The 20,975-nt window shown below is 66.7% G+C and carries 21 protein-coding genes and 1 tRNA gene; 10 read left to right on the top strand and 12 right to left on the bottom strand.

What is annotated here, in order from left to right; translation table 11 throughout:
- The first annotated feature begins 105 nt into the window (after positions 1 to 105).
- Complete coding sequence (locus EYS21_RS14630; RefSeq protein WP_131133924.1) at positions 106 to 984, top strand: MurR/RpiR family transcriptional regulator; 879 nt, start codon at positions 106 to 108, stop codon at positions 982 to 984.
- Between the two features lie 40 nt (positions 985 to 1,024).
- On the opposite strand, the gene EYS21_RS14625 is transcribed toward EYS21_RS14630, so the two are convergent.
- A complete protein-coding gene (locus EYS21_RS14625) occupies positions 1,025 to 1,711 on the bottom strand; it encodes a DUF2848 domain-containing protein (protein ID WP_131133923.1) in 687 nt (228 codons plus the stop codon).
- A 153-nt stretch (positions 1,712 to 1,864) separates the two neighbouring features.
- Between EYS21_RS14625 and EYS21_RS14620 the strand changes: the two genes are divergently transcribed.
- Positions 1,865 to 3,244 carry an MFS transporter gene (locus tag EYS21_RS14620; RefSeq protein ID WP_131133922.1) on the top strand — a complete coding sequence of 460 codons (1,380 nt, stop codon included), beginning with the start codon at positions 1,865 to 1,867 and terminating at the stop codon, positions 3,242 to 3,244.
- Positions 3,245 to 3,320: 76 nt separating this feature from the next.
- On the opposite strand, the gene EYS21_RS14615 is transcribed toward EYS21_RS14620, so the two are convergent.
- The gene (locus EYS21_RS14615) at positions 3,321 to 3,977 is read right to left on the bottom strand and encodes a GntR family transcriptional regulator (protein WP_131133921.1); all 657 of its coding nucleotides are present in this window, start codon (positions 3,975 to 3,977) and stop codon (positions 3,321 to 3,323) included.
- A 32-nt stretch (positions 3,978 to 4,009) separates the two neighbouring features.
- Here EYS21_RS14615 and EYS21_RS14610 point away from each other — a divergent pair, with 32 nt between their 5' ends.
- A complete protein-coding gene (locus tag EYS21_RS14610; RefSeq protein WP_131133920.1) occupies positions 4,010 to 4,804 on the top strand; it encodes a carbon-nitrogen hydrolase family protein in 795 nt (264 codons plus the stop codon).
- A 23-nt stretch (positions 4,805 to 4,827) separates the two neighbouring features.
- Here EYS21_RS14610 and EYS21_RS14605 read toward each other — a convergent pair whose 3' ends face one another.
- A complete protein-coding gene (locus EYS21_RS14605) occupies positions 4,828 to 5,622 on the bottom strand; it encodes an alpha/beta hydrolase (RefSeq protein ID WP_131133919.1) in 795 nt (264 codons plus the stop codon).
- Positions 5,623 to 5,980: 358 nt separating this feature from the next.
- Between EYS21_RS14605 and EYS21_RS14600 the strand changes: the two genes are divergently transcribed.
- From EYS21_RS14600 to EYS21_RS14590, 3 genes are all read left to right on the top strand, one after another.
- Positions 5,981 to 7,300: an ammonium transporter gene (locus EYS21_RS14600; protein ID WP_131133918.1), complete on the top strand. Its 1,320-nt coding sequence runs from the start codon at positions 5,981 to 5,983 to the stop codon at positions 7,298 to 7,300.
- A gap of 156 nt (positions 7,301 to 7,456) precedes the next feature.
- Complete coding sequence (locus tag EYS21_RS14595) at positions 7,457 to 9,730, top strand: transglycosylase domain-containing protein (protein ID WP_131133917.1); 2,274 nt, start codon at positions 7,457 to 7,459, stop codon at positions 9,728 to 9,730.
- Positions 9,731 to 9,798: 68 nt separating this feature from the next.
- Entirely contained in the window at positions 9,799 to 10,350 is a 552-nt protein-coding gene (locus EYS21_RS14590) for a GNAT family N-acetyltransferase (RefSeq protein ID WP_131133916.1), read from the top strand.
- A 28-nt stretch (positions 10,351 to 10,378) separates the two neighbouring features.
- Here the strand turns inward: EYS21_RS14590 and EYS21_RS14585 are convergent, their stop codons facing one another.
- The gene (locus EYS21_RS14585; RefSeq protein WP_131133915.1) at positions 10,379 to 10,984 is read right to left on the bottom strand and encodes a PadR family transcriptional regulator; all 606 of its coding nucleotides are present in this window, start codon (positions 10,982 to 10,984) and stop codon (positions 10,379 to 10,381) included.
- A 130-nt stretch (positions 10,985 to 11,114) separates the two neighbouring features.
- Positions 11,115 to 11,720: a DUF1992 domain-containing protein gene (locus tag EYS21_RS14580; RefSeq protein WP_131133914.1), complete on the bottom strand. Its 606-nt coding sequence runs from the start codon at positions 11,718 to 11,720 to the stop codon at positions 11,115 to 11,117.
- A gap of 189 nt (positions 11,721 to 11,909) precedes the next feature.
- Here EYS21_RS14580 and EYS21_RS14575 point away from each other — a divergent pair, with 189 nt between their 5' ends.
- The gene (locus EYS21_RS14575) at positions 11,910 to 14,315 is read left to right on the top strand and encodes a beta-galactosidase (protein WP_131133913.1); all 2,406 of its coding nucleotides are present in this window, start codon (positions 11,910 to 11,912) and stop codon (positions 14,313 to 14,315) included.
- A gap of 184 nt (positions 14,316 to 14,499) precedes the next feature.
- A complete protein-coding gene (locus tag EYS21_RS14570) occupies positions 14,500 to 15,021 on the top strand; it encodes a GNAT family N-acetyltransferase (protein WP_131133912.1) in 522 nt (173 codons plus the stop codon).
- 20 nt (positions 15,022 to 15,041) lie between these two features.
- On the opposite strand, the gene EYS21_RS14565 is transcribed toward EYS21_RS14570, so the two are convergent.
- The 3 genes from EYS21_RS14565 to EYS21_RS14555 are packed head-to-tail and all read right to left on the bottom strand — an operon-like array spanning position 15,042 to position 16,323.
- The gene (locus EYS21_RS14565; RefSeq protein WP_131133911.1) at positions 15,042 to 15,488 is read right to left on the bottom strand and encodes a hypothetical protein; all 447 of its coding nucleotides are present in this window, start codon (positions 15,486 to 15,488) and stop codon (positions 15,042 to 15,044) included.
- Entirely contained in the window at positions 15,485 to 15,808 is a 324-nt protein-coding gene (locus EYS21_RS14560; protein ID WP_131133910.1) for a hypothetical protein, read from the bottom strand. Before EYS21_RS14560 ends, EYS21_RS14565 begins: the two co-directional genes overlap by 4 nt.
- Positions 15,805 to 16,323 (bottom strand): flavin reductase family protein, encoded by a 519-nt coding sequence (locus EYS21_RS14555; RefSeq protein WP_131133909.1) that lies wholly within the window; start codon positions 16,321 to 16,323, stop codon positions 15,805 to 15,807. Before EYS21_RS14555 ends, EYS21_RS14560 begins: the two co-directional genes overlap by 4 nt.
- 292 nt (positions 16,324 to 16,615) lie before the next feature.
- Between EYS21_RS14555 and EYS21_RS14550 the strand changes: the two genes are divergently transcribed.
- Positions 16,616 to 16,689: transfer RNA gene (locus EYS21_RS14550), tRNA-Cys, on the top strand.
- A 19-nt stretch (positions 16,690 to 16,708) separates the two neighbouring features.
- Here EYS21_RS14550 and EYS21_RS14545 read toward each other — a convergent pair.
- From EYS21_RS14545 to EYS21_RS14530, 4 genes are all read right to left on the bottom strand, one after another.
- Positions 16,709 to 18,349 carry an HNH endonuclease signature motif containing protein gene (locus EYS21_RS14545; RefSeq protein ID WP_242633437.1) on the bottom strand — a complete coding sequence of 547 codons (1,641 nt, stop codon included), beginning with the start codon at positions 18,347 to 18,349 and terminating at the stop codon, positions 16,709 to 16,711.
- A gap of 164 nt (positions 18,350 to 18,513) precedes the next feature.
- Positions 18,514 to 19,098: an adenylate kinase gene (locus EYS21_RS14540; protein WP_207307784.1), complete on the bottom strand. Its 585-nt coding sequence runs from the start codon at positions 19,096 to 19,098 to the stop codon at positions 18,514 to 18,516.
- Between the two features lie 181 nt (positions 19,099 to 19,279).
- On the bottom strand, positions 19,280 to 19,777 hold the full coding sequence (locus EYS21_RS14535) for an SRPBCC domain-containing protein (protein WP_131133907.1): 498 nt from the start codon (positions 19,775 to 19,777) through the stop codon (positions 19,280 to 19,282).
- Between the two features lie 13 nt (positions 19,778 to 19,790).
- Complete coding sequence (locus EYS21_RS14530; RefSeq protein ID WP_131133906.1) at positions 19,791 to 20,123, bottom strand: helix-turn-helix domain-containing protein; 333 nt, start codon at positions 20,121 to 20,123, stop codon at positions 19,791 to 19,793.
- 116 nt (positions 20,124 to 20,239) lie between these two features.
- Here EYS21_RS14530 and EYS21_RS14525 point away from each other — a divergent pair, with 116 nt between their 5' ends.
- Positions 20,240 to 20,935: a VOC family protein gene (locus EYS21_RS14525; protein WP_131133905.1), complete on the top strand. Its 696-nt coding sequence runs from the start codon at positions 20,240 to 20,242 to the stop codon at positions 20,933 to 20,935.
- Positions 20,936 to 20,975: the final 40 nt, after the last annotated feature.

Here is a 20,975-nt window from a genome sequence, read left to right as displayed (position 1 = left end):
GTTTGTTCCTGCCAGAGTGGGCGAAGTTGTACATTTTCAGAAATTTGCACGGGCCTGTGCAAGATGTAATAAAAAGTTACGCGCCACCGAAGGGAAGGTCAATAGGTGAAACGGGAAATTAACAGCGCCACTGTGACCGAGTGGCTGGACATCCGGTCCCAGGGCCGGAAGCTGGCTGCCCGCCAGCTGCAGGTCATGGGGATCCTCCGCTCCCAGCCCCGGCTGGCCTCCTACGGCTCGGTCAGCGACATCGCCGAAGCGGCTTCCTCCAACGCCTCGACGGTCACCCGGACCGCGCAGACACTGGGATTCAAGGGCTGGGCGGACTTCCAGTTTGAGCTGCGCTCCCGCTACCTGGCGTCCCTCAGCGCCGTGGAAGTGGCCGCCGAGCACAACGGAAACGTCAGCAGCCCGGCCCAGGCCGCACTGACCACCGACCGGTCCAGCCTGGCCCACCTGGAACGGACACTGGACCCGGACACAGTGCACGCGATTGCCCAGGCCATCGCGGCCGCAAAACAGACACTGATCATCGCCGCGGGCAGCTATGCGGTGCCCGGCAAAGCGCTGGAACACAACGCCGTCATAGCCGGCTACAACGTCAGGCTGCTGGACGCCGACGTGGCCACGCTGACCAACGCCATTGCCCGGCTCACCCCGGACGACCTGGTGATTGCGATCAGCCTGTGGCGCGTCTACGACAGCACGCTCCGCGCGGTCGACATCGCCCGCAACCTGGGGACGCCGATCATCTCGATTACTGACAACCCGGGCTCCCCGGTGGCCGAACACGCGGCCCACCGGATCGTGGTCCCGTCCGAGGGCGCCGGCTTCTTCCCGTCGCTGACCGCCGCGGTGGCAGCAACCCAGGCCATCGCCGTCGAACTTGCCTCGCTGGACCGCAACCGGTCCACCCAGAGCATTGCGGCTTCGGAACGGAGCTGGGAGCAGATGAGGATCATGCATCCGCGCCCCACCGCCTAAGCCGGGCCGGGCTTCGCCAGAACGCGCGGGCCTGATGAAATCAGCCGATGGGTTCGGCCATCTGCTCCACCACGTACTGTGCGTCCACGGTGGATCCGGTGACGGGGTCCGCCATCTCCACTTTCCAGCTGCGGGCGAACTGGTTCACTCCGCCGGTCATGGCAACCGTGCCCGAAATGAGGACCGTCCCGGGCTTGTTCAGGCCGCGCTCGGTGAGCACGTCGAGCCAGTAGTCCGGAGTCAACAGGGCTTCCAGGAAGCTGTCCTGGATCAGCGTGTCCGGGGTGTCGCCCTCCCCCACCCAGCCCTTGAGCGTGATCCGGTCCAGGTGGTCACGCACGTCTTCCAGGCGCCATGCCTTGCGGCCCAGGACGTCGGGGCTGGCGTTCTTGCTCCAGGCAACACCGTGGACCTCAAGGTCGCGGTCGGTGTGATCGCAGGCAACCGTCAGCAGCACGCCGTCGTCCGTGATGACCAGCGCCCATTCGGCTTCCCCTGATGTCCGCGCATGCTGCACCTGGACTTCCGTGACCTGCTGTGCCAAATAGGGGGACACTGGGTAGAGGGCCGGAGTTGTTGCAGGTCCCGGCACGCCAAGCTCGGCCAGTTCGGCAATATGGGCCTGCACTTCCTCCTGCTCGCGCCCTGCGTAGCCTGCGTTGAGGAGGTGCGTGACCTGTACATCCCGGGTGCTGCCGTCGGGAAGTTCGAAGCTGAGAACCGTCATGGTGGATCCATCCTTTGCGTGTACGGCGGGAGAAAAATTTACACACCGGAAACCGGAAACGGTCCCCTATGTACATCCAGTATGCGTAATGTATACATTTAACGCCAGCGTGACAGGCGTCACCCTGAAAAAATCTCGTGGAGGACAAACACCATGGCTAAAGTCCCAGTTCCGGCTTCCGGAGCAGTGCCACACAACAAGCCGATTCACCCCAAGGGCCTGTACAAGGCCTTCGCCGCCAGCCTCACCGGCACCGCACTCGAGTGGTATGACTTCGCCGTTTACTCGGCCGCCGCCGCCGTCGTATTCCCTGTTGTTTTCTTCCCGGCCTCGGATCCGCTGACGGGCACCATCCTGGCGTTCTCCACCTACGCGGTGGGCTACGTTTCCCGTCCCGTGGGCGGGATCATCTTCGGCCGGCTCGGGGACCGGATCGGCCGCAAGAAGGTGCTGGTGACCACACTGATGATCATTGGTGTGGCCACGGTCCTCATCGGCGTCCTGCCGGGATACACCAGCATCGGCATCGCGGCCCCCATCATCCTGGTCCTCCTCCGGTTCGCGCAGGGCGTGGGAGTCGGCGGCGAATGGGGCGGCGCCGTGCTGCTCTCCAGCGAATACGGCGACCCGCACCGCCGCGGCTTCTGGGCCTCGGCAGCACAGGTTGGCCCGCCTGCCGGCAACCTGCTGGCCAACGGCGCACTGGCCATCCTCACCCTGGCCCTGACTGAGGAGCAGTTCCTCAGCTTCGGCTGGCGCATCGCGTTCCTGGTCTCCGCCGTCCTGGTGGGCTTCGGCCTCTGGATCCGCCTCAAGCTCGAGGACACCCCCATCTTCAAGGCCATCGAGGCACACGGCGAACAGCCCAACGCACCGGTCCGCGAAGTCTTCAGCAAGGAGCTCCGCCCGCTGATCGCCGCCATCCTCTGCCGCGTGGGCCCGGACGTCCTGTACGCCCTCTTCACGGTGTTCACGCTGACCTACGGCATCCAGACCCTCGGCTACGAGCGCAACCAGGTGCTGACCGCGGTCCTGGTCGGTTCCGCGTTCCAGCTTTTCATGATCCCGCTCGCGGGCGCCGTATCGGACCGCTTCAACCGACGTATGGTCTACGGCACCGCCGCGGTCCTCGGGGCTGTGTGGACGTTCATCTTCTTCGGGATCCTGGGCGGCAACAACGAACCGATGCTCATCATCGGCATCGTGCTGGGCCTGATGGCGCACTCGTTTATGTACGGCCCGCAGGCGGCCTTCATCGTGGAGCAGTTCTCGCCACGGCTCCGCTCCACCGGCAGCTCCCTGGCCTACACTTTCGCCGGCGTGATCGGCGGTGCCATTGCCCCGCTGATGTTCACGCTGCTGCTGTCGCAGTTCGGCACCTGGATCCCGGTGGCCATCTACGTGGCCGTGGCCGGCGCCGTCACCCTGGTGGGCCTGGCCATGGGCCGGGATTCGAACACCGTGGAGGACGAGGACTACCGGCTTCTCCTCGAAGGAACCGGTGCCGCGCCGCAGCCGACCGGCACCAACTGACCCCGCGTGACCGGAGTTTTTGTCCATAAGGCGCCCAAAACGCCTTGGAAGTCCCCCGATGTGGACAAAAACTCGATCAGTTGCGGAGCAGGATGTCCCGTGTGACGGCCAGGTGATGGTCGATGGCCTCCTGGGCCTTCGCGGAATCGCCGGACACCAGGGCATCGAGGATGTCCTGGTGTTCGGCGCAGACCTGCCCGCGCCGGCCGCCGGTACGGAACAGCGCGGACACCCCCACCAGGATCTGGCGGACATGCAGCTTGCTGTAGGTGCGGGAGATCAGTTCGTTGCCGGCAGCATCGATCAGCTGCTGGTGGAAGAGGGTGTCCAGCCGGATGAACTCGCGGGCGGCCTCGGGATTCAGTTCATCGGGAAGGGCTGCCTGCTGATCCAGCGTGTCCTGCATGGTCCGCGCCGGGACCATGCCCTGTTCGATGACCAGCCGGGCGGCATGGCTTTCCAGCACACCGCGCAGTTCCATCAGTTCGGACATCTCCCGGCCTGTCACCGGCGGAACGTAGGCCCCGCGCTGCGGAATCAGCTCCACCAGCCCGTCCGAGACCAGCAGCAGCAGGGCCTCCCGCACGGGGGTCCGAGACACGCCGATCTCGGCAGCCAGCTCCTGTTCGTTCAGGAACCGGCCCTGCACGTCAGGATCGGTCAGGATGTTTTCACGAAGGTAGGCGTACGCCTTTTCCCGGCCGGACGCCGCCGTTCCCGAAATTTTTCGCATACATTATGTATACAACAGAATGGAGTAATTTCATGCGTTTAGCAGTGGCCCAAATCATCACCGGAGCCGATCTGGCCGCCAACCTGGAACTCATCCGAGACTACGCCACCCGGGCAAAGGCTGCGGGGGCGGAAATCGTGGTGTTCCCCGAAGCGGCCATGCGCGCCTTCGGACACCGGCTGACGGACATCGCTGAACCTGTCGACGGCGACTGGGCCGGCAGCGTCCGCAGCATCGCCAAGGCACTGGACATCACAGTGGTGGCGGGCATGTTCACCCCCGGCCGGGACGGGCGCGTCCGCAACACCCTGCTGGTCACCGGCCCCGGCGTGGAAACCTCCTACGACAAGATCCACCTCTTTGACGCGTTCGGCTTCGCCGAGTCCGACACCGTGGACGCCGGAACCGCCCCCGTGACCTTCGAGGTGAACGGCACCACCTTCGGGCTGGCCACCTGCTACGACGTCCGTTTCCCGGCACTCTTCACGGCCAACGCCAAAGCCGGAGCGCAGGTCAACATCGTGTGCGCCTCATGGGGCGCCGGCGAAGGCAAGGCTGAACAGTGGGACCTCCTGGTCCGGGCCCGCGCCCTGGACAGCACCACGTTTGTGGTGGCCTGCGGGCAGGGTGATCCCGCCAGCGTCGGCATCGCCACGGCCGGCAATGCACCCACCGGCGTCGGCCACAGCGCCGTCATCTCCCCCCTGGGATCAGCCCTGGTGGCGCTCGGCGGCGAACCGGAACTCGCCGTCGTAGACATTGACCCCTCGGTCATTGCCGACGTCCGCGGCAAACTCCCCGTCCTGGCCAACGCCCGGACGTTCTAGCGCCGCGCGGGAGATGGCTGCGCTCAGGGAAGCAGGAATCCCCTGAGCGCAGCCATCCACGGCCCGAAGCAGTCCAGGTGGGCATCGTGTGACGCGCCGGGGAGATCAACCCGGGTCGCGTTCCTGCCCCGCCGGACAAACTCCGCCTTGGCCCCTTCCGCAAACATGCCCTCCCCGCCATAGACCACCAGGGCGGGGACGGCCACGCTCTCCCACTCCGTCCAGCGCGGAACGGCCACAGCGCTGATGGCCGCCACCATGACGCCGGCGTCGAACCGCGGCCAGAACCCGCCGTCGCGCTCCTCCAGGTCCGCCGCCCAAGCCCGCGCCAGCGGTGCGTCGCCAAGGAACGCAGCCGCGGCATCCCGGCTGGGGAACGGCACGGGCCAGGACCGGAAATACTCCCCCATCGCCGCGTGGTCCTCGGCCCGTCCGCCGCCGGCGTCCGCTTCCAGCAGTACCAACTGTGAGACAAGGTCCGGCCTCGCGGCGGCCACGAGCATCGCCGTATGACCGCCCATCGACTGCCCCACCAGGGCCACCGGCGGGCCCACCATTTCCATGACGCGCACGACGTCGGCCACGTACGCCTCGCGCGAAACGTCGTCCGGGTGCCGGGTACTGGCGCCGTGGCCGCGGAGGTCCACCAGGACCGTCCGGCACTCCGGCAGGGCTGCCGCCGTCGGGAAAAATTCGCGGGCGCTACCGGCGAGTCCGTGGAGGATCACCACGGCGGGGCCGCTGCCGCCGCTGTCATAGCAGCGGAGCTCCACTCCCGGCCCGCTGACGACGGTAAATTCCTGGAACGGCTGTGGCATTCCCCCACGGTACGTGACTCCCCCGGCAGGCGTGTGCTGGTGAGCCGCCGTTCATTTTTACGAAACCTGGCCGTTTTCAGCGTCCGACGGCGGCTTCTCACCTCGCCTGCGCACGGATGGCTGGGATTGCTGGCATCCCGAGCACGAAGCGGACCGAATCCACCCTGCCCAACAGGTCCCGTTTACATGGTTGAAACATAACGGTCACGCGATCTTCACGTAAGCGCCATTTGCGTAACGTGCCTGCAACTTAGCGAAGCACAAACCGAAACACGCGGCGGCAAATATTGACCAGGGGGAATGCGAGGGCCGATCAGGAGAGTCCCGTATTGCAGGCTCAACGCGAAGGGACCCGCAGGTGGAAATCACTGCGCAACACGTCTGGCTGATGATTTCAGCGGCAATGGTACTGTTCATGACCCCGGGGCTCGGCCTCTTCTACGGCGGCATGACCCGCGCCAAGGCTGCCCTGAACATGATCCTGATGAGCTTCATCTCCGCGGGCATCGTCGGCGTCGTCTGGGTGCTCTGGGGCTACTCGATGACCACCGGTGACGGCATCCTGGGCCTCTTCGGCAACCCCTTCACCAACTTTGGCCTGCAGAACCTCATGGGCTCACCGGACCTCATCAAGGCCGGGTACAGCGCCACCTTCGCCATCATCACCGTGGCCCTGATCAGCGGCGCCATCGCGGACCGTGCCCGGTTCAGCGCCTGGGCCGTGTTCGTTCCCGTGTGGATCACGCTCGTCTACTGCCCGCTGGCCTACATGATCTGGGGCGGCGGACTCCTGAGTGCCGGCGGCGCCCTGACCGCGGTCTTCGGCCAGGTCATCGACTTCGCCGGCGGCGCAGTGGTGGAAATCAGCTCCGGCACCGCGGCCCTGGTCCTTGCCCTGATCGTGGGCCAGCGGCACGGCTTCGCCAAGGACCCCAACCACCGCCCGCACAATGTCCCCTTCATCATGCTGGGCGCGGCCATCCTGTGGTTCGGTTGGTTCGGCTTCAACGGCGGCGCCGCGAGCACCGCCGAACAGGCAGGCCTGATCTGGGTCAACACCCTGGTCACCCCCGCCGCGGCCATGCTCAGCTGGCTGGTCGTCGAAAGGATCCGGCACGGCCACCCCACCTCCCTCGGTGCCGCGTCCGGCGTGGTGGCGGGCCTGGTAGCCATCACTCCGTCCTGCGCCAACATCAGCCCGGTGGCCGCCATCGGCCTGGGCCTGGTAGCCGGGGCAGCCTGCTGCTGGTTTGTGGACCTGAAGTACCGCTTCGGCCTGGATGACTCCCTCGACGTGGTGGGAGTCCACCTCGGCGCCGGCCTGATCGGCACACTGTCCCTCGGGTTCCTCGCCCTCCCCGTGGACGGCCACGGCGGCGGCCTGTTCTACGGCGGCGGCGTCCAGCAGCTGATTGCCCAGACCGCCGCAGTGGTGGTCACCCTGGCCCTCTCCGGCGGCATGACCCTGGTGATCGGGCGGGCCATCAACAGGACCATCGGATTCCGGGTCAGCCACGAGGCCGAAACCGTCGGCGTGGACCTCGCCGAGCACGCCGAGAGCGCCTACTCCTTCGGTGAGCTGGGCAGCCGTTTCAACCCGTCCGGCCACCTCGCCGCCGCACAGCCGGCAGCTCCGGAGGCTTCAAGCCAGCGTGCCAAGGAAGACAGCTTCGCCTGATCCTGCCCCCGGGCAGCAGGCCATATGCCTACCGCCGGCTCCCGGATGACCAGTTCCGGCACCCTCAAAGTATCGGTTTCTATGTGGTAACAGCTCTGGAGGATCCGCGGAAATGCGGCGTATCCTGATCTCACGTCGCTAGCCTGAGAGCTGAAAATGGCGGAGAAGAAGAAACACGGGCACCGTCTGGCCGCGACCCTGGGAAGGGTCATCGGGTTCTTCACTGCGAGCGCATTGTGCGGCGTCCTTGCCGCGAGCCTGGTGGTTCCGGCCGTGGCGGCGGCAGGCTTCGGCGTCAGCACCTCCATCAGTTACTTCGATCGCCTGCCCGAGGAACTGATCGTCGCGCCGCCGTCGCAATCCACCAAGGTGCTGGCCTCCGACGGGCAGCTGATCGCCACGTTCTACGCCGAAAACCGGATCAAGGTTCCGCTGGACCAGATGTCCCCGTTTGTCCGTGACGCCATCGTGGCCATCGAGGACAGCCGGTTCTACGACCATGTGGGAATCGACCCCCAGGGAATCCTTCGCGCGGCGATCGCCAACATGACCCGGGGCGCCAAACAGGGTGCGTCCACCATTACCCAGCAGTACGTCACCAATGTGATCAACGAGGCGTACCTCTCCCAGGACCGGACGGACGAGGTGATCCTGAGCGGCCAGAAGAGCGTCGGCGACAAGCTCCGTGAGATGAAGCTTGCCATCGCCCTGGAAAAGCGGTTCAGCAAGGAACAGATCCTCGAGGGCTACCTGAACATCGTGTTCTTCAACCGGGACGCGTACGGCATTGAGGCTGCGTCACGGTACTTCTTCAGCACCTCGGCCATGGAGCTCACACTGCCGCAGGCGGCATTGCTGGCCGGCCTCGTGAACAGCCCCAGTTTCTACAATCCGGCGGTCAACCCGGACAAGTCGATCGTCCGGCGCAACCAGGTGCTTTCAGAGATGCTGGCCGCGGACAAGATCACCCAGGCCGACCACGACGCGGCCGTCGCCACGCCCATTGAGCTCAAGCTGAACCCGGGGCGGCAGGGCTGCGCCAATGCCACCATGGCACCTTACTTCTGCGACTACATTTCACACCTGATCCTGAACAATCCGGCCTACGGATCCAGCCTGATCGAGCGGGAACGCCGGCTCTACCGCGGCGGCCTGACCATCAAAACCACGCTGGACCCCAGGCTGCAGGCAGCCGCGCAGGCGCAGGTGGACGCTTCGGCCGGCGCGAACCCAGACCGCTGGGGGGCGGCGCTGGTGACGATCCAGCCAGGTACCGGCAACATCCTGGCGATGGCCCAGAACACAGTCTTCCTGCCGGAGGAGGGGAAATTCGACACCCAGCTGAACTTGAATGTGGATTCCCGCGATCCGCAGGGCAATGACCTCAATGGCGCCGGCGGCTTCCAGCCAGGATCCACCATGAAGCCGTTTACCTTCGCGGAATGGCTCAATGAAGGCAAGTCCATGACCGCCGAAGTGGACGCTTCGCGGCGGGTGTATCCGTTGGGATTCCCCTGGCGGTCCAGCTGCGGAAGGGTCCTGGGTGCCTACAGCACGGCGCAGAACAACCCCGAGCTGGGCGCCGCCGATGACCTGCAGAACGCGGACGAGGGGTACTACCGCCGCATGCCCATCAATTACGGGCTCTACAACTCAATCAACACCGCCACCTTCGCTACCGCCACCCAGCTGGATTTCTGCGGCATCCAGAAGATGGTGGACGCGGTGGGGCTGCACAGTGGCCTGGACGGCGCCCAGATCAACATGCACCAACTGGGCAACCTGCTGGGGGCCATCGGGGTCGCGCCGCTCCACCTCGCCAATGCTTTTGCGACCTTCGCCAATGACGGCCGCTACTGTGTCCCCGTTGCACTGCTCGAGGTGACAGACGTGACCGGTGGCCAGATGCCGGCCCAGGCCACCGAGTGCCGGACTGCGGTGAAGCCCGAAGTGGCCAGGGGCGTTAACGCCGTGCTTCAGGACGTGCTGAAAGTGGGCTCGGGCGTCTGGATCAATCCCAAGATCCACACCGTGGTGCCCACCGCGGCAAAGACCGGCACCTCGAACAACAACGGCGCCACCTGGATTGTGGGCTACACCTCAGGCCTGGCCACTGCGTCCTTCTTCGGTGATGCTTTGGAAGGACAGAAGCGGCCGGGCCAGAACGTGACCATCAACGGCGTGTTCTACCCCCGCCTGGACGGCTACATGATTGCCGGGCCACAGTGGGTGAACTACATGCTGCAGGTGGTGCGGCTCTATCCGGCGGATCCATTCCCTCCGCCGCCTGCGTCCATGGTGGCACCGCCGAAACCGACGCCGACGCCCGCACCTGCCCGTCCCGCGCCGGCACCCGCACCTCCATCCGTGCCTGCACCTGCACCTGCACCTGAGCCGCCGGCATCCACTCCCCCGGCAGCCGCGCCCTAGCAGTCCCAAGACTCATACCGGTACGGCACGGTCCGGGTAGTGCGTGCCGAGGGTGCGAAAATGATCGGGTGCAGACCCTTGAGACCGACCGGCTGGTCCTGCGGCCGTGGGAGCCGGAGGATGCCGGCTTCGCCTTTGACCTGTATTCGCGCTGGGAGGTGCAGCGGTTTATTGGCAATCCTCCCCGCGTTATGACAGAGCGGGCAGAGGCGGAGGAGCGGATCGGCGCCTGGCGGCAGTTGGATGACCCGGTGCATGCCGTCTGGGCGGTGCAGCTCAAGGATTCCGGCCAGCTGGCGGGAAACCTGCTGCTGAAGTCCATCCCGGCGTCCGGCAGGTCACTGCCGCTTCAGCCATCCGGCGACACGGAGATCGGTTGGCACTTCCACCCGGACCATTGGGGGCACGGATACGCCTCCGAGGCGGGGACCGCTGTCCTGCGGTACGCCTTTGCCAGCGGCCTCCGGCGGGTTGTGGCGGTCACGGCACCGGCCAACGCGGCGTCCCGGAAGGTCTGCGGCCGGATCGGAATGAGGCATCTGGGGCAGACCACGCAGTACTACAACGCGCTGTGCGAGCTCTTCGAGGCGACCGCGCCGCAGCCGCCTCTTCTCGACTGAGACTTTCGACTGAGCCTGTCCGGATAATTCAGTCGGCGAGGATGAGGTAAAGCGCACGGCGGGTTTCGTCGAGCTTCTCGGTCGCTGCGGTGCGCTGCTCTTCCGTGGCGCCACGGAACTGGTGGATAACCCCCATGAGTTTTCCAATGCTTTCGTGGAAAGCAGGTCCGGATTCGTCGCGCGAGGTGTTCCAGGCGTTGGCCAGTTCCTCCTCGTGTTCCGCCACGTAGTCGCGGCCGGCCTCCGTGAGGGTGAATTCGGTCCGGCGGCCCTCGCCCACGGCGACGATGAGTTCTTCATCAACCAGCTGCTGCAGCGTGGGGTACACCGAGCCCGGGCTGGGGCGCCAGGCTCCGGAGGTCTTTTCGGCGATCGTCTTGATCAGCCCGTAGCCGTTTGACGGCGCCTCCGCCAGCAGCGAGAGGATCGCCGAACGGACATCGCCCCGGCTGGCCCGCCGGGGACCGCCGGGCCCGAACCCCGGACCAAACCCGGGACCAAACCCCGGGCCGAAACCTCGTCCGAAGCCTCCGCCGCCATGGCCATGGGGCCCGCGGCGGCCGTGGCCGCGGCCAAAGCGTCCGCGGGGCGGATCGTTTTCTGCAAATTTGTTGTTCTCGTACATGCCTTTCATAGCGGCATTGTCCTTCCGGTGGGTGGATATCGACCGCCCACCACGTTGGTGAGCGATACTTAACGATATATCGCTGAGTATCGCTTGGCAAGAGCTAACGACGGCGGAATTTGCCGCCGTGGTCATCGCGCTATCCGGTGCCGTTCCACAGCCGCTGCCACCACGGGCGCGTCGGCTTCAGTTCGGTTTCCGGCTCCGACTGCGGGGCCGCGGCCCGGGATGCGCGGCGCTCGCGCCAGCGCGCCACTTCCGCCTCGACGTCGCGGGTTTTGGTGATGACGGGCGGCCCGCCCTGGAGCTGACGGCGGGCGTCGATGACGCGGGCGTTGAAGTCCTTCAGGATGTCCCGGACCTGCTTTTCGGTGAACTGCGCGTCCAGGCGGGCGTCGAGTTCGGCGTCCTCGGTGCGGAGCAGGATGGCCTTGGGACCCAGGCCGCTGATGTTCTCCCGCTGGATCAGGCCCTTGACCCACCAGTCGGGATCGTAGGCCTCCCCCAGGCCGGGGATCGGCTTGCCTGAATACTTGAGGTTGTCGAACTTGCCCTGCGCCATGGCGTCGCGGATCAGGTACTCCACCCTCCTGGCGTCATCGACTTTCCTGCGCTTCTGCCGCTCATCCGCCTCGGCGGCCTCCAGCTGCGCTTCTTCCTCCGCGCTGATTCCCGCGCCGCGGTACGAGCGCAACTCAGCGCCACGCTCCAGCCGCCGCCTGAACGCATTGCCGCCTCCGGCCATCACCTGCCACCGCCCCTGAACGCACCCAACCTGACTTCCAGTATTCAAGCGCCTGCGGCCGGATTCAACAGGTCCGCAGCCCGGAACTGCCCCATGGCATACTAATTGTGAGCGTTCACGGGAAGGCCTGAAGACGCGCCAACATCCCGCAAGGACACCAATGCCGCTGCACCCTAAGGAGTTTTCCTGATGACGGCCACCACCTCTCCCGGCAGGACGCGCACCCTCCGCGCCACGCACCGGCAATGGGATTCACCCCTCACGCTTCCGGCCATGAGCAACACCGAGGACGTCCACGCACGGTACCGGGTCACCAGCCGGTCCGTTGAGATCGGCGGGAAGCCAGCCATCCCCGTGTCCGGTGAAGTGCATTTCAGCCGGCTGCCACGGGAGCGCTGGGAGGACCGGCTGCGGCTGATGAAGGCCGGCGGCATCACGGTGGTGGCCACCTACACCTTCTGGATCCACCACGAACCGCGGGAGGGCCAGGCTTCCTTCGACGGCAACCTTGACGTCGCCGATTTCGTCCGGCTCTGCGACTCGGTCGGGCTGGACGTTGTCCTCCGGATCGGCCCCTGGTGCCATGGCGAGGTCCGCAACGGCGGGTTCCCGGACTGGGTGCAGGCCGCCGACGTCCACCACCGGACCAACGACCCCGCCTACCTGCGGCTGGTGCGGCGCTGGTTCGGCCGCCTTGGCGAGGAGCTTCGCGGGCTCCTGGGGCCCGACAGCAACGTGATCGGGATCCAGCTGGAGAACGAGCTCTACGACCAGCCCGGCCACCTCACCGAACTCAAAAAACTGGCCCGCGAAGCCGGACTCACGGCACCGATCTGGACGGCCACCGGCTGGGGCGGCGCCGATCTGCCCCCGGAAGTCCTGCCACTCTTCGGCGGTTACGGCGACGGCTTCTGGGTGGAGGCGGATTCGCCCTGGGACCCGACGTTTCGTGAACACTACTTCTTCAGCCATGTCTGGGACGATCCCGGCATCGGCGCGGACCTTCGCGAGCACCTGGGCAGCGGCAGCGGGACCGCAGCCGGGGCAGCCGCGCCGCGGACGCCGTCGGCCCTCTACCCGGCTGCCACGTGCGAGCTGGCGGGCGGCATGGCCACGGCGTACCAGCGACGGCCGTGGCCAAGGGGCCTGGACGTCGCAGCGGTGGGCCACAACAAGATCGGCAACGGCTCGGCGTGGCAGGGCTATTACATGTTCGCCGGCGGCACCAATCCGGCCGACGGGCTGCAGGAATCCCACGCCACCGGCTACCCCAACGACCTCCCCCGCTTTGACTACGACTTCCACGCGCCCATCGGCGCGTCGGGCCGGCTCGCCTCAAGTTTCCCGGCGTTGCGGAAGCAGCACGCGTTCCTGGCCGCCTTTGGCGACCGGCTGGCCCAGATGCCCTCCACCCTGCCGGACGAGATGCCGGCGGGCATCGAGGACGCCTCCACCCTGCGGTGGGCGCTCCGCAGCGACGGCACCTCGGGCTTTGTCTTCATCACCTGGCACCAGCCGCATGTTCCGCTTGAGGCCCACCCCGGCGCGCAGTTCGAGATAGGGCTCGACGGCGGTTCCGTCACCTTCCCGCGCACGCCGGCCGACATCCCGGCAGGCACCATCGCCCACTGGCCGGTCAATCTGGACGTGGCCGGAGTGACGCTGGAATGGGCCACCGCGTCGCCGCTGACCGTCCTGTCCCCCGGGTCAGCGCCCACCCTGGTGCTCGCGGCCGAGGCAGGCATTCCGGTGGAGCTGCGCTTCGCCGAGGGCACGTCCGTGACAGGACCGGCCGTTCCGCAAGGGGACCGCGCCTACACGGTGGACGCCAGCCAGCCCACGGTCCTGACCGCCGGGTCCGGAAATTCGGTGCTGGACATTCTGGTCCTGCCCGCCGCGGCTGCGGATGCCGCCTGGGTGCTGGAAACGTCCCGCGACCGTGAACTCGTCCTGTCCGCGGACCCCGTGTGGGTCACAGAGTCCGGAAGCCTCGCCGGCAGGTCGGCCGGACGGCCAGACGTCCGCCGGTACAGCCCGGAGACCCGGTCCTTCACGGCAATCGCTGCGGACGGCGCCGCCGGCGCTTCCCCGGGAGCTACCTCAAGCGTTTCCCCGGACGTTTCCACGGCGGCCCGGCCGGTGACAACGGAGCTGCTGCGTGCCGCCCAGGCCGTGCCGGCGTCGTACGGTTCTTTGTCCGGGCGCGCGTCGGCGCCGTCGCCGGACACCGTCGACGCGCTGGCCGAGATCCACAGCCTGCGCATCCCGGACTCCGCTTTTGCGGACGGGCCTTTCGCGGCTGCAGCACCAGCCGAACTGGAAGTTGAGTGGGCCGGCGACATCGCACAGCTCCTCGTCGACGGCCGGGTGGTGGCGGACCGGTATTGGGACGGTTCGCCGTGGGTGGTGGAGATTCACGACGCCGGCATCAGCGCCGGCTCCGACGTCACCCTCCAGATTCTGCCGCTGTCCAGGGAGGCCGAGGTCGGCGTGCCAGCGGAAGCCCAGCGGCGGCGGGACGAAGCAGGCGGTGACCTCGCGGCGCTCGACGCGGTCCGGCTGGTGCGCTGGACGGGGTGGCAGGAATCCGCTTAGGAACCTCCCGCCGGAGCTGTTTGTTGCCGTACATGACCCCTCATTGCGCCCGCTGACGCCGGATTTCACGCTGTGACGGGCCGGGCGCGGCCGGCTGGGTCCCGGTCTGGTGCGGCTCCTACAGTGGCTGTCAAAGGAAGACAGCCAGGCAGTCCGCACCACTGCCGCGACGTAGGGGACCACCGTGACAGTTCGAGAATCAATTGACCAGGGCGCCCCGGCGCCCGCCCAGCCGGGTGACCGGCAACTGGAAGTGTCATGGGTCCAGACCGGCTGGGACCACCGCTGGGCCGCGGATCTCCGCAGCCAGATGGACGCCGAGCTCCGTCCGCGGTACCAGGCGTTTGTTGAGCAGGGCCGCCGGAGGCCGCTGCCGCCCCGGGCGGAGGACATCGAGACGGTGTGGATTGCCGTTGTCGACGGAAAGCCGGCCGCGACGGCGGCGCTGCTGCGGAACCCGGGTTACTGGGAGGTCAAGCGCGTTTTCGTCTCGCCCGACTTCAGGCGCCGGGCACTGGCGCAGCAGGCGCTGGCGAAGGTGGCGCAGAGCGCCCGCGGCCTGGGCGTGCGGGAGCTGGTCCTGCAGACCGGGATCCTGCAGCCGGAGGCCATTGCCCTGTACTCGCGAGAAGACTGGGACCGCATCCCCGGCTTCGGCCCCTACGCCGGCGACGACGGCAGTGTCTGCTTCCGGAAAGTGCTCTAAGAGAGGAGGCCCGACGGCGTTCAGGCAGTGGGCTGCCGAAGCGAGGAAGCGCCCGGCATCTCGGAGGCAAGCGCTTCCTCGGTCAGCGCGTAGTGGAAGACCCTGCTGCCGGGGTTTTCCAGCCTGCCGCGAGGCTCCACCCTAAACCACTCGTGGCCGGCGACGGCCTGCGCCCAGGCATCGGCTTCCTCCCAGTACACGTCGCCGGACCGCCGGTCGGGATGCACGTGCATCGCCACGGAAATCATGAAGGTGGCGTCCTCGTTGCTGGGGCGCAGGGCGAAACACACCACGTCAACGCTGACGCCGTGGTTTACGCAGGAGGGCTTACGGGCCATCGCCGTGGCCGCACCCTCCACGGCACCTTCGTGGATGTCCTGCCAGGCAAGGGAGTACATCTGCCGGCGTAGCAAGGAGAGCTCGTCGCCGCAGATCATTTGGATCCGGCGGGTGAGGGTCCCGATCATGCTGGCAACCCGGCTGCAGGGAGCAGGCTGACGCCGTCGCGGTTGCCAATCATCTGGCGGCCGGATCCTTCCAGGCTGACCACCCAGACAATTCCGGAGTCTGGCGTTTTGGCATCGACCCGGCCAAGGTAGGGAGGCCCTGCCTGAGGCGTGACGCTGACCGTTGACCCCACGGCAATGTCGGACCAGTCATGGGCAGGGTGGTCCTGGCCGGTGTCGTGTCCGGCGCCGGCCTTAAGGTCCCGACCCGGCCCGGTGTCAGACTCCCGCGGAAGGGGGCGCCGGCCCCGTCTTCGGGAGCCTGACTTGACCGGTGTCATGCGACGCTCTCCAGCAATTTGGCCCGGGACGGCACTCCTTCGAAGTAACCGCCCTTGAAGAAGAGCAGCGGCTCTGCGCCGTCCCTTGCACCGAGTGCGTGCACCGCGCCCACCACGATGGTGTGGTCGCCGCCGTCGTATTCCTCGTGCAGCTCGCAGTCCACCCAGGCGAGGGCCTGGTCCAGGACAGGGTTGCCCAGCGGCGAGGCTGTGTAGTCGACGCCGGCAAACTTGTCGGTTCCTGAGCGGGCGAACTGCGCGGCGAGGTGCTGGCGGCCGGCGGGCAGGATGTTCACGGTGAATCGTCCGGCTTTCCGGAGTTGCGGCCACGTGCTGGAGCTGCGTGCGGGGCTGAAGGTGACCAGGGCCGGATCAAGCGAGAGGGAGGCGAAGGACTGGCAGGTGAAACCGGCCGGGCCGTCGTCCGTGGCCGCGGTGATGACCGTCAGGCCGGACGCAAAGTGGCCCAGGACGTGACGCAGGCGCTGGGGGGTGAGATCAAAATGTTCCGTCATGTTCTTTTCCTTTCAAGGCCGATAATTCAAACCAACCACCCGTCCACGGCCCTTTCAACCGGGGGTGAAACGCACCGACGCGCAACGCAACGTGGCTTCACGACCCGAAGCATGGGGTAACGAAACGGGCCGCTGACCAGCACGTTCAGTCCGGCGTCGGGTTCACGCCCAGATCCGTCGAGGCGGCCCAGGGCGGTTCATCCTGCGTCGCCAAACGTCTTGCCCCGCAATGGTCCGCAGGACTGGTTAACAGAGCGGGACATTGCCTCGGCGGGTGCTTAGGCTACTGCTACGTGATGTGCCCGAGAGGCCAGGGAGCGGTCTGCAGAACCGCTGACGCGGGTTCGAATCCCGCCATCACGTCCATTCGGCGGCAGCGCGGCGCTCAGGTGGTTGCCTGTAATGCCGCAAAGGATTGTTCGGCCAGCGCTTCGTCACGGAGCGCGTCATCAGGCAGTGCCTCGTCAGGCGGCCTACCGTCCGGGAATGCCGGGTCTGGTCCGTGGCGCGCCAGTTCGTCCATAACTTGGTGGGGCCAGTGGGGTGGTTCCCAGTCCTGGTGTTCGGTGGCGTAGCGGCGGCCGGTGGGTGAGGTCCAGCCGGGTGGTTTGTCTGTGCTGGCGTCGCTGGGTGTCCAGGCTGTGGTGTGCTTCAAACGGTGGTGTTTGCGGCACGCTGACCCGAGATTGGATATACCGGTGTTCCCACCGTCGGCCCAGGCGAGGATGTGGTCGGTTTCGTTGTCCAGGGACTGGTTGTTGCAGCCGGGGAAGGAGCATTTACCGTCGCGGAGTCTGAGCCATTGCCGCATCGCCGATGGGATCCGGTAGCTTTCCCGTCCGATTTCCAGCGGTGCCCCATCCCGCGGATCAATCAGGACCCGTCGGAATGAGGATGCCCCGTCGGCGACGAGTTTGCGGGCCATGGAGGCGGGGATGGGGCCGTAGCCGTCGAGGTCGGCGGGTTCGTCGGTGAGGCCCATCAGCGCGAACACCGGCACGGTCACGAGGACCTGCGCAGCCGGCGACGGAACACGGCCCGAATCGACCCGGTGAGTGGCCGGAACCGGGCCGGCCTCAGCATCATCGATCCCGTCCGTGACCGGAATACCGCCCGTCACGCCATCATCGCGGGTGCTGGTGGCCGCTGTGTCTGTGTTGGCGGCGGCTGGGCCTGTGCTGCCGTCCACCGGGTTGTTGGTGGTGAAGCTGGCGCTGAGGAGTAGTTTGGCGGCGACGTCTGCCCGGAGCTGGGTGATGGTCCGGTCCTCGGTGGGGCCTTGGAGTGACCGGGCGGTGGCGGTGATGCCGTTCCAGATTCCGGCGGCCTGGTCCGCGGGGAGGTAGGCGGAGAGCCAGGCCATGCCGTCGCGGTCCGGGGCGTACTCCAGCCGCCGGTCCAGGAAGCTTTTGGCGTGGCGTTTTTCGATGCTGACCGGGTGGTGGCGTTCCCGCCAGGTCCGGGCCTTGTGCCGGAACCGCGCCGGGACCATGTCTCCGGCCGGGCACGTGGCGGGGTTGGGTGCGTCGGGGCCAAGGAAATGCGCCTCCAGCGCGGCGGCCCCGGCGGGGTCCAGGCTGGCCGCCTCATCGACCATGACCCTCGCGTGCTGCCACGACACCAACCCCTGCTCCAATGCGGCCTGGGTCAGCGGCAGGGTGGTGGTCAGTTCGTGGGATTCGGCCAGCAGGGCAGAGGCCGAGCGTTCACTCACCGTCAGCGCACCGGCGACCTCGGCGACGACGCCCATTTCCCGGGCCAGTCGCTGATGCGGCTGCTCATCAGGCGGCGACATCGCCCGGGTGATGGTGGCGAACCCGGCGGCGAAGCGGACTTTCCTGGCAGCCAGCATGGCCTCCATCCGGGCAGTCTCTTCAAGACCCTCCAGGCACGCATCCGCCCGGTCACGAAGCGGGTCCGTGCCGCTGGACCCGGAGCGGCCCTCGCTGCGAGCCTCCAACACCGCCAGCGCAGCCATGGAAGCCATCATGGCCTCCACTGAATCCACCCCAACTCCGCTTCCCATACCCCCATCATCCAGCGAGACACCGACAAAAACCCCGAAGCAAATGCCCTATGTGGATAACCCGCAGCCAAGGCAGGATTGTCAGTTCTGGCCACGCCGGCCTGAACATACAGAAGGGACGACGGCAGGAAGTCCCGCCGTCGTCCGTCCTGCCGTTGCTGTTTCTACCGCCCGTCGACGGGTGCCCCGAGCACGTTGCCTATGCAGGCCAGGACCCTGTCCGTGACGTCGTCAATCCCGCCGATCCCGTCCACCTGGGCCAGGATCCCGCGCCCGGCATACCTGGCCACCACGGCTTCGGTCTGCTGGTGGTACAGGTCGAGCCGGTGGCGGATGACGCTTTCGTTGTCGTCGCTACGGCCGGTCTCCCTGGCCCTGCCGAGCAGCCGCGAGACCAGTTCCCCGTCGTCTGCAGTGAGCTGGAGGACCACTCCGAGTTCCTGCTCACCCACCGCCAGGATCCCGTCGAGGTAATCCACCTGGGCCACGGTGCGCGGGTAGCCGTCCAGCACGAAACCGCTGCCGGCGTCGTCCTGGCTCAGGCGGTTCCGGACCATTTCGTTGGTGACACTGTCCGGCACGAAATCGCCGGCATCCATGTACCTCGTGGCCTCGACACCCAGCGGCGTCCCGCCTTTGACGTGGCCGCGGAAGATATCTCCGGTTGAGATCGCCACTACGCCGAGGCGCTCGGAGATCCGTTCAGCCTGCGTTCCCTTGCCGGATCCGGGCGGACCAATAATCAGCATTCTCGTCATACAAAACCCCTTGCTGGTTATGTGGACGTCGTCGTCCTGGCCCGATGCTACGGCTCCAGAGGTTGCGGCCGGGCTGCATCGGCGCCTGACAGCAGAGTACGACGGCGGGTGCGGCCCGCCGTCGTACTCTTGCGTTTTGTGCTGTTACCGGTAGTCCTGGCGCAGTGGGCGGTCAGGCGCGGGCGTGCTCGGCGAGGACGGCGTCGATCTGGCCAGCGGCCTCCCGCATGCCTTCCTCCATGCCCATCTGGACCATCTGTTCCATCTGCTCTTCGGATTCGAAGGTGGACAGGATGGTCATCCGGGTGCGGCCGTCGGTGTCCTCGAGGGTGACCGTGGCGTGGGTGATGCCCAGGGACTCAACGGGGTCGCCTTTATCATCGGCGAAACCGTCGTTGAACTCGAGGCTGTTTGGTGCCTGGATGGCAATGAAGCGCCACCAGCCGCCGGCCTTCTCACCCTCGGGGCCCGTCATGTAGTACGCGGCTTTACCGCCGGGCTCGAAGTCAAACTGCTCGAAGGTTGCCGGCCAGGTGGGCGGCCCCCACCAGCGCTCAAGTTGCCGCGGATCTTCCCAGACCTGCCAGACACGTTCGACGCCGGCGTCGAACTCGGCAACAAGGGTGAAGCTGAGTGCCTCGAGATTCTTGGTGGAACTGATAACTGACATTGCAGAACCTTTCCTATCCTTCAGCCAGCATGTCCGCGATCCGGCCGACGCGCTGCCGCCAGATCGCCTCGTACTCATCGAGCAGCCGCCGGGCTTTCTGCAGGCCTTCATGATTGCCCCGCACGATCTGCTCCCTTCCGCGCCTCTCCTTGGTGACAAGGGAGGCGCGTTCCAATACCGCCACGTGTTTCTGGACGGCCGCGAAACTCATGGCGTAGAGGGCGGCGAGGCCGGACACCGAATAGTCCGCCACCGTGACCCGGCGGACAATATCCCGGCGGGTGGCATCGGAGAACGCCTGGAAGAGGCGGTCGACGTCGGCATCACTCATTTGATCTACAACCATTTGGTTGTACGATACGCCGCCGGCGCCGAGAGTGTCAATGGAAGTTTTTCGAAGTTCGGCCGATCCCGGGCCTTGGCCGCGTAGGCTGAAATCCACCCCTCACCCGGGAGGATCAAATGACGGTTGTTCCACTGCTTCCGTGCGCCTCGATCGAGGACATGCTGGCGTTCTATACAGCCCTTGGCTTCGAGTCGACCTACCGGCAGTCCAAACCCAATCCCTACCTGGCCATGCGCCGCGGCGATATCGACCTGGGCTTCTTTGGCATGCCGGGCTTCAACCCCGCCGATTCCTATGGCAGCTGCATCATCACCGTCCCGGACACCTCTGAGCTGCACCGCGCCTTCGCCGACGGGCTCCGGAGCCTCTATGGCAAGGTGCCGCTGGCCGGGATCCCCCGCATGACCCGCCCCCGGCCGCGCAGGAATGCCGAGGGGCTGGCCGGATTCAGCGTGGTGGACCCGGGCGGAAACTGGCTCCGCATCTACCCGGAGGCCGCAGCGGCTGATCCGCCCCCGCTGGGGGGAAAGCTGGCCCAGGCCCTGGACAATGCAGTGGTGCTGGCCGACAGCCGCGGCGATCCGGCACAGGCGGCGAAGATTCTTGACGGTGCGCTCGCCCGGATTACCGACGCACCGGCCGTGGAGCGGGTGGAGGCACTGGCGTACCGCGCCGAACTGGCCGTTACCCTGCAGGACCCGGAACGGGCGGCCGCAGTACTGGCCGAGCTGGACGGGGTCCGACTGGACCCGCCGGACCGCGAACGGCTGGCGGACACGCTAGCCGCGGTGTCGGAATTGCGAGGATCTTGACGACGGAAGTATCACGTGTCAACACGATCTATGCGATGAT

Source organism: Arthrobacter sp. S39 (assembly GCF_004320525.1).
In the GTDB taxonomy this organism is placed as follows: domain Bacteria; phylum Actinomycetota; class Actinomycetes; order Actinomycetales; family Micrococcaceae; genus Arthrobacter.
Note: the sequence above shows the minus strand (reverse complement) of the source record. Positions and strands in the feature narration are given on the sequence as shown.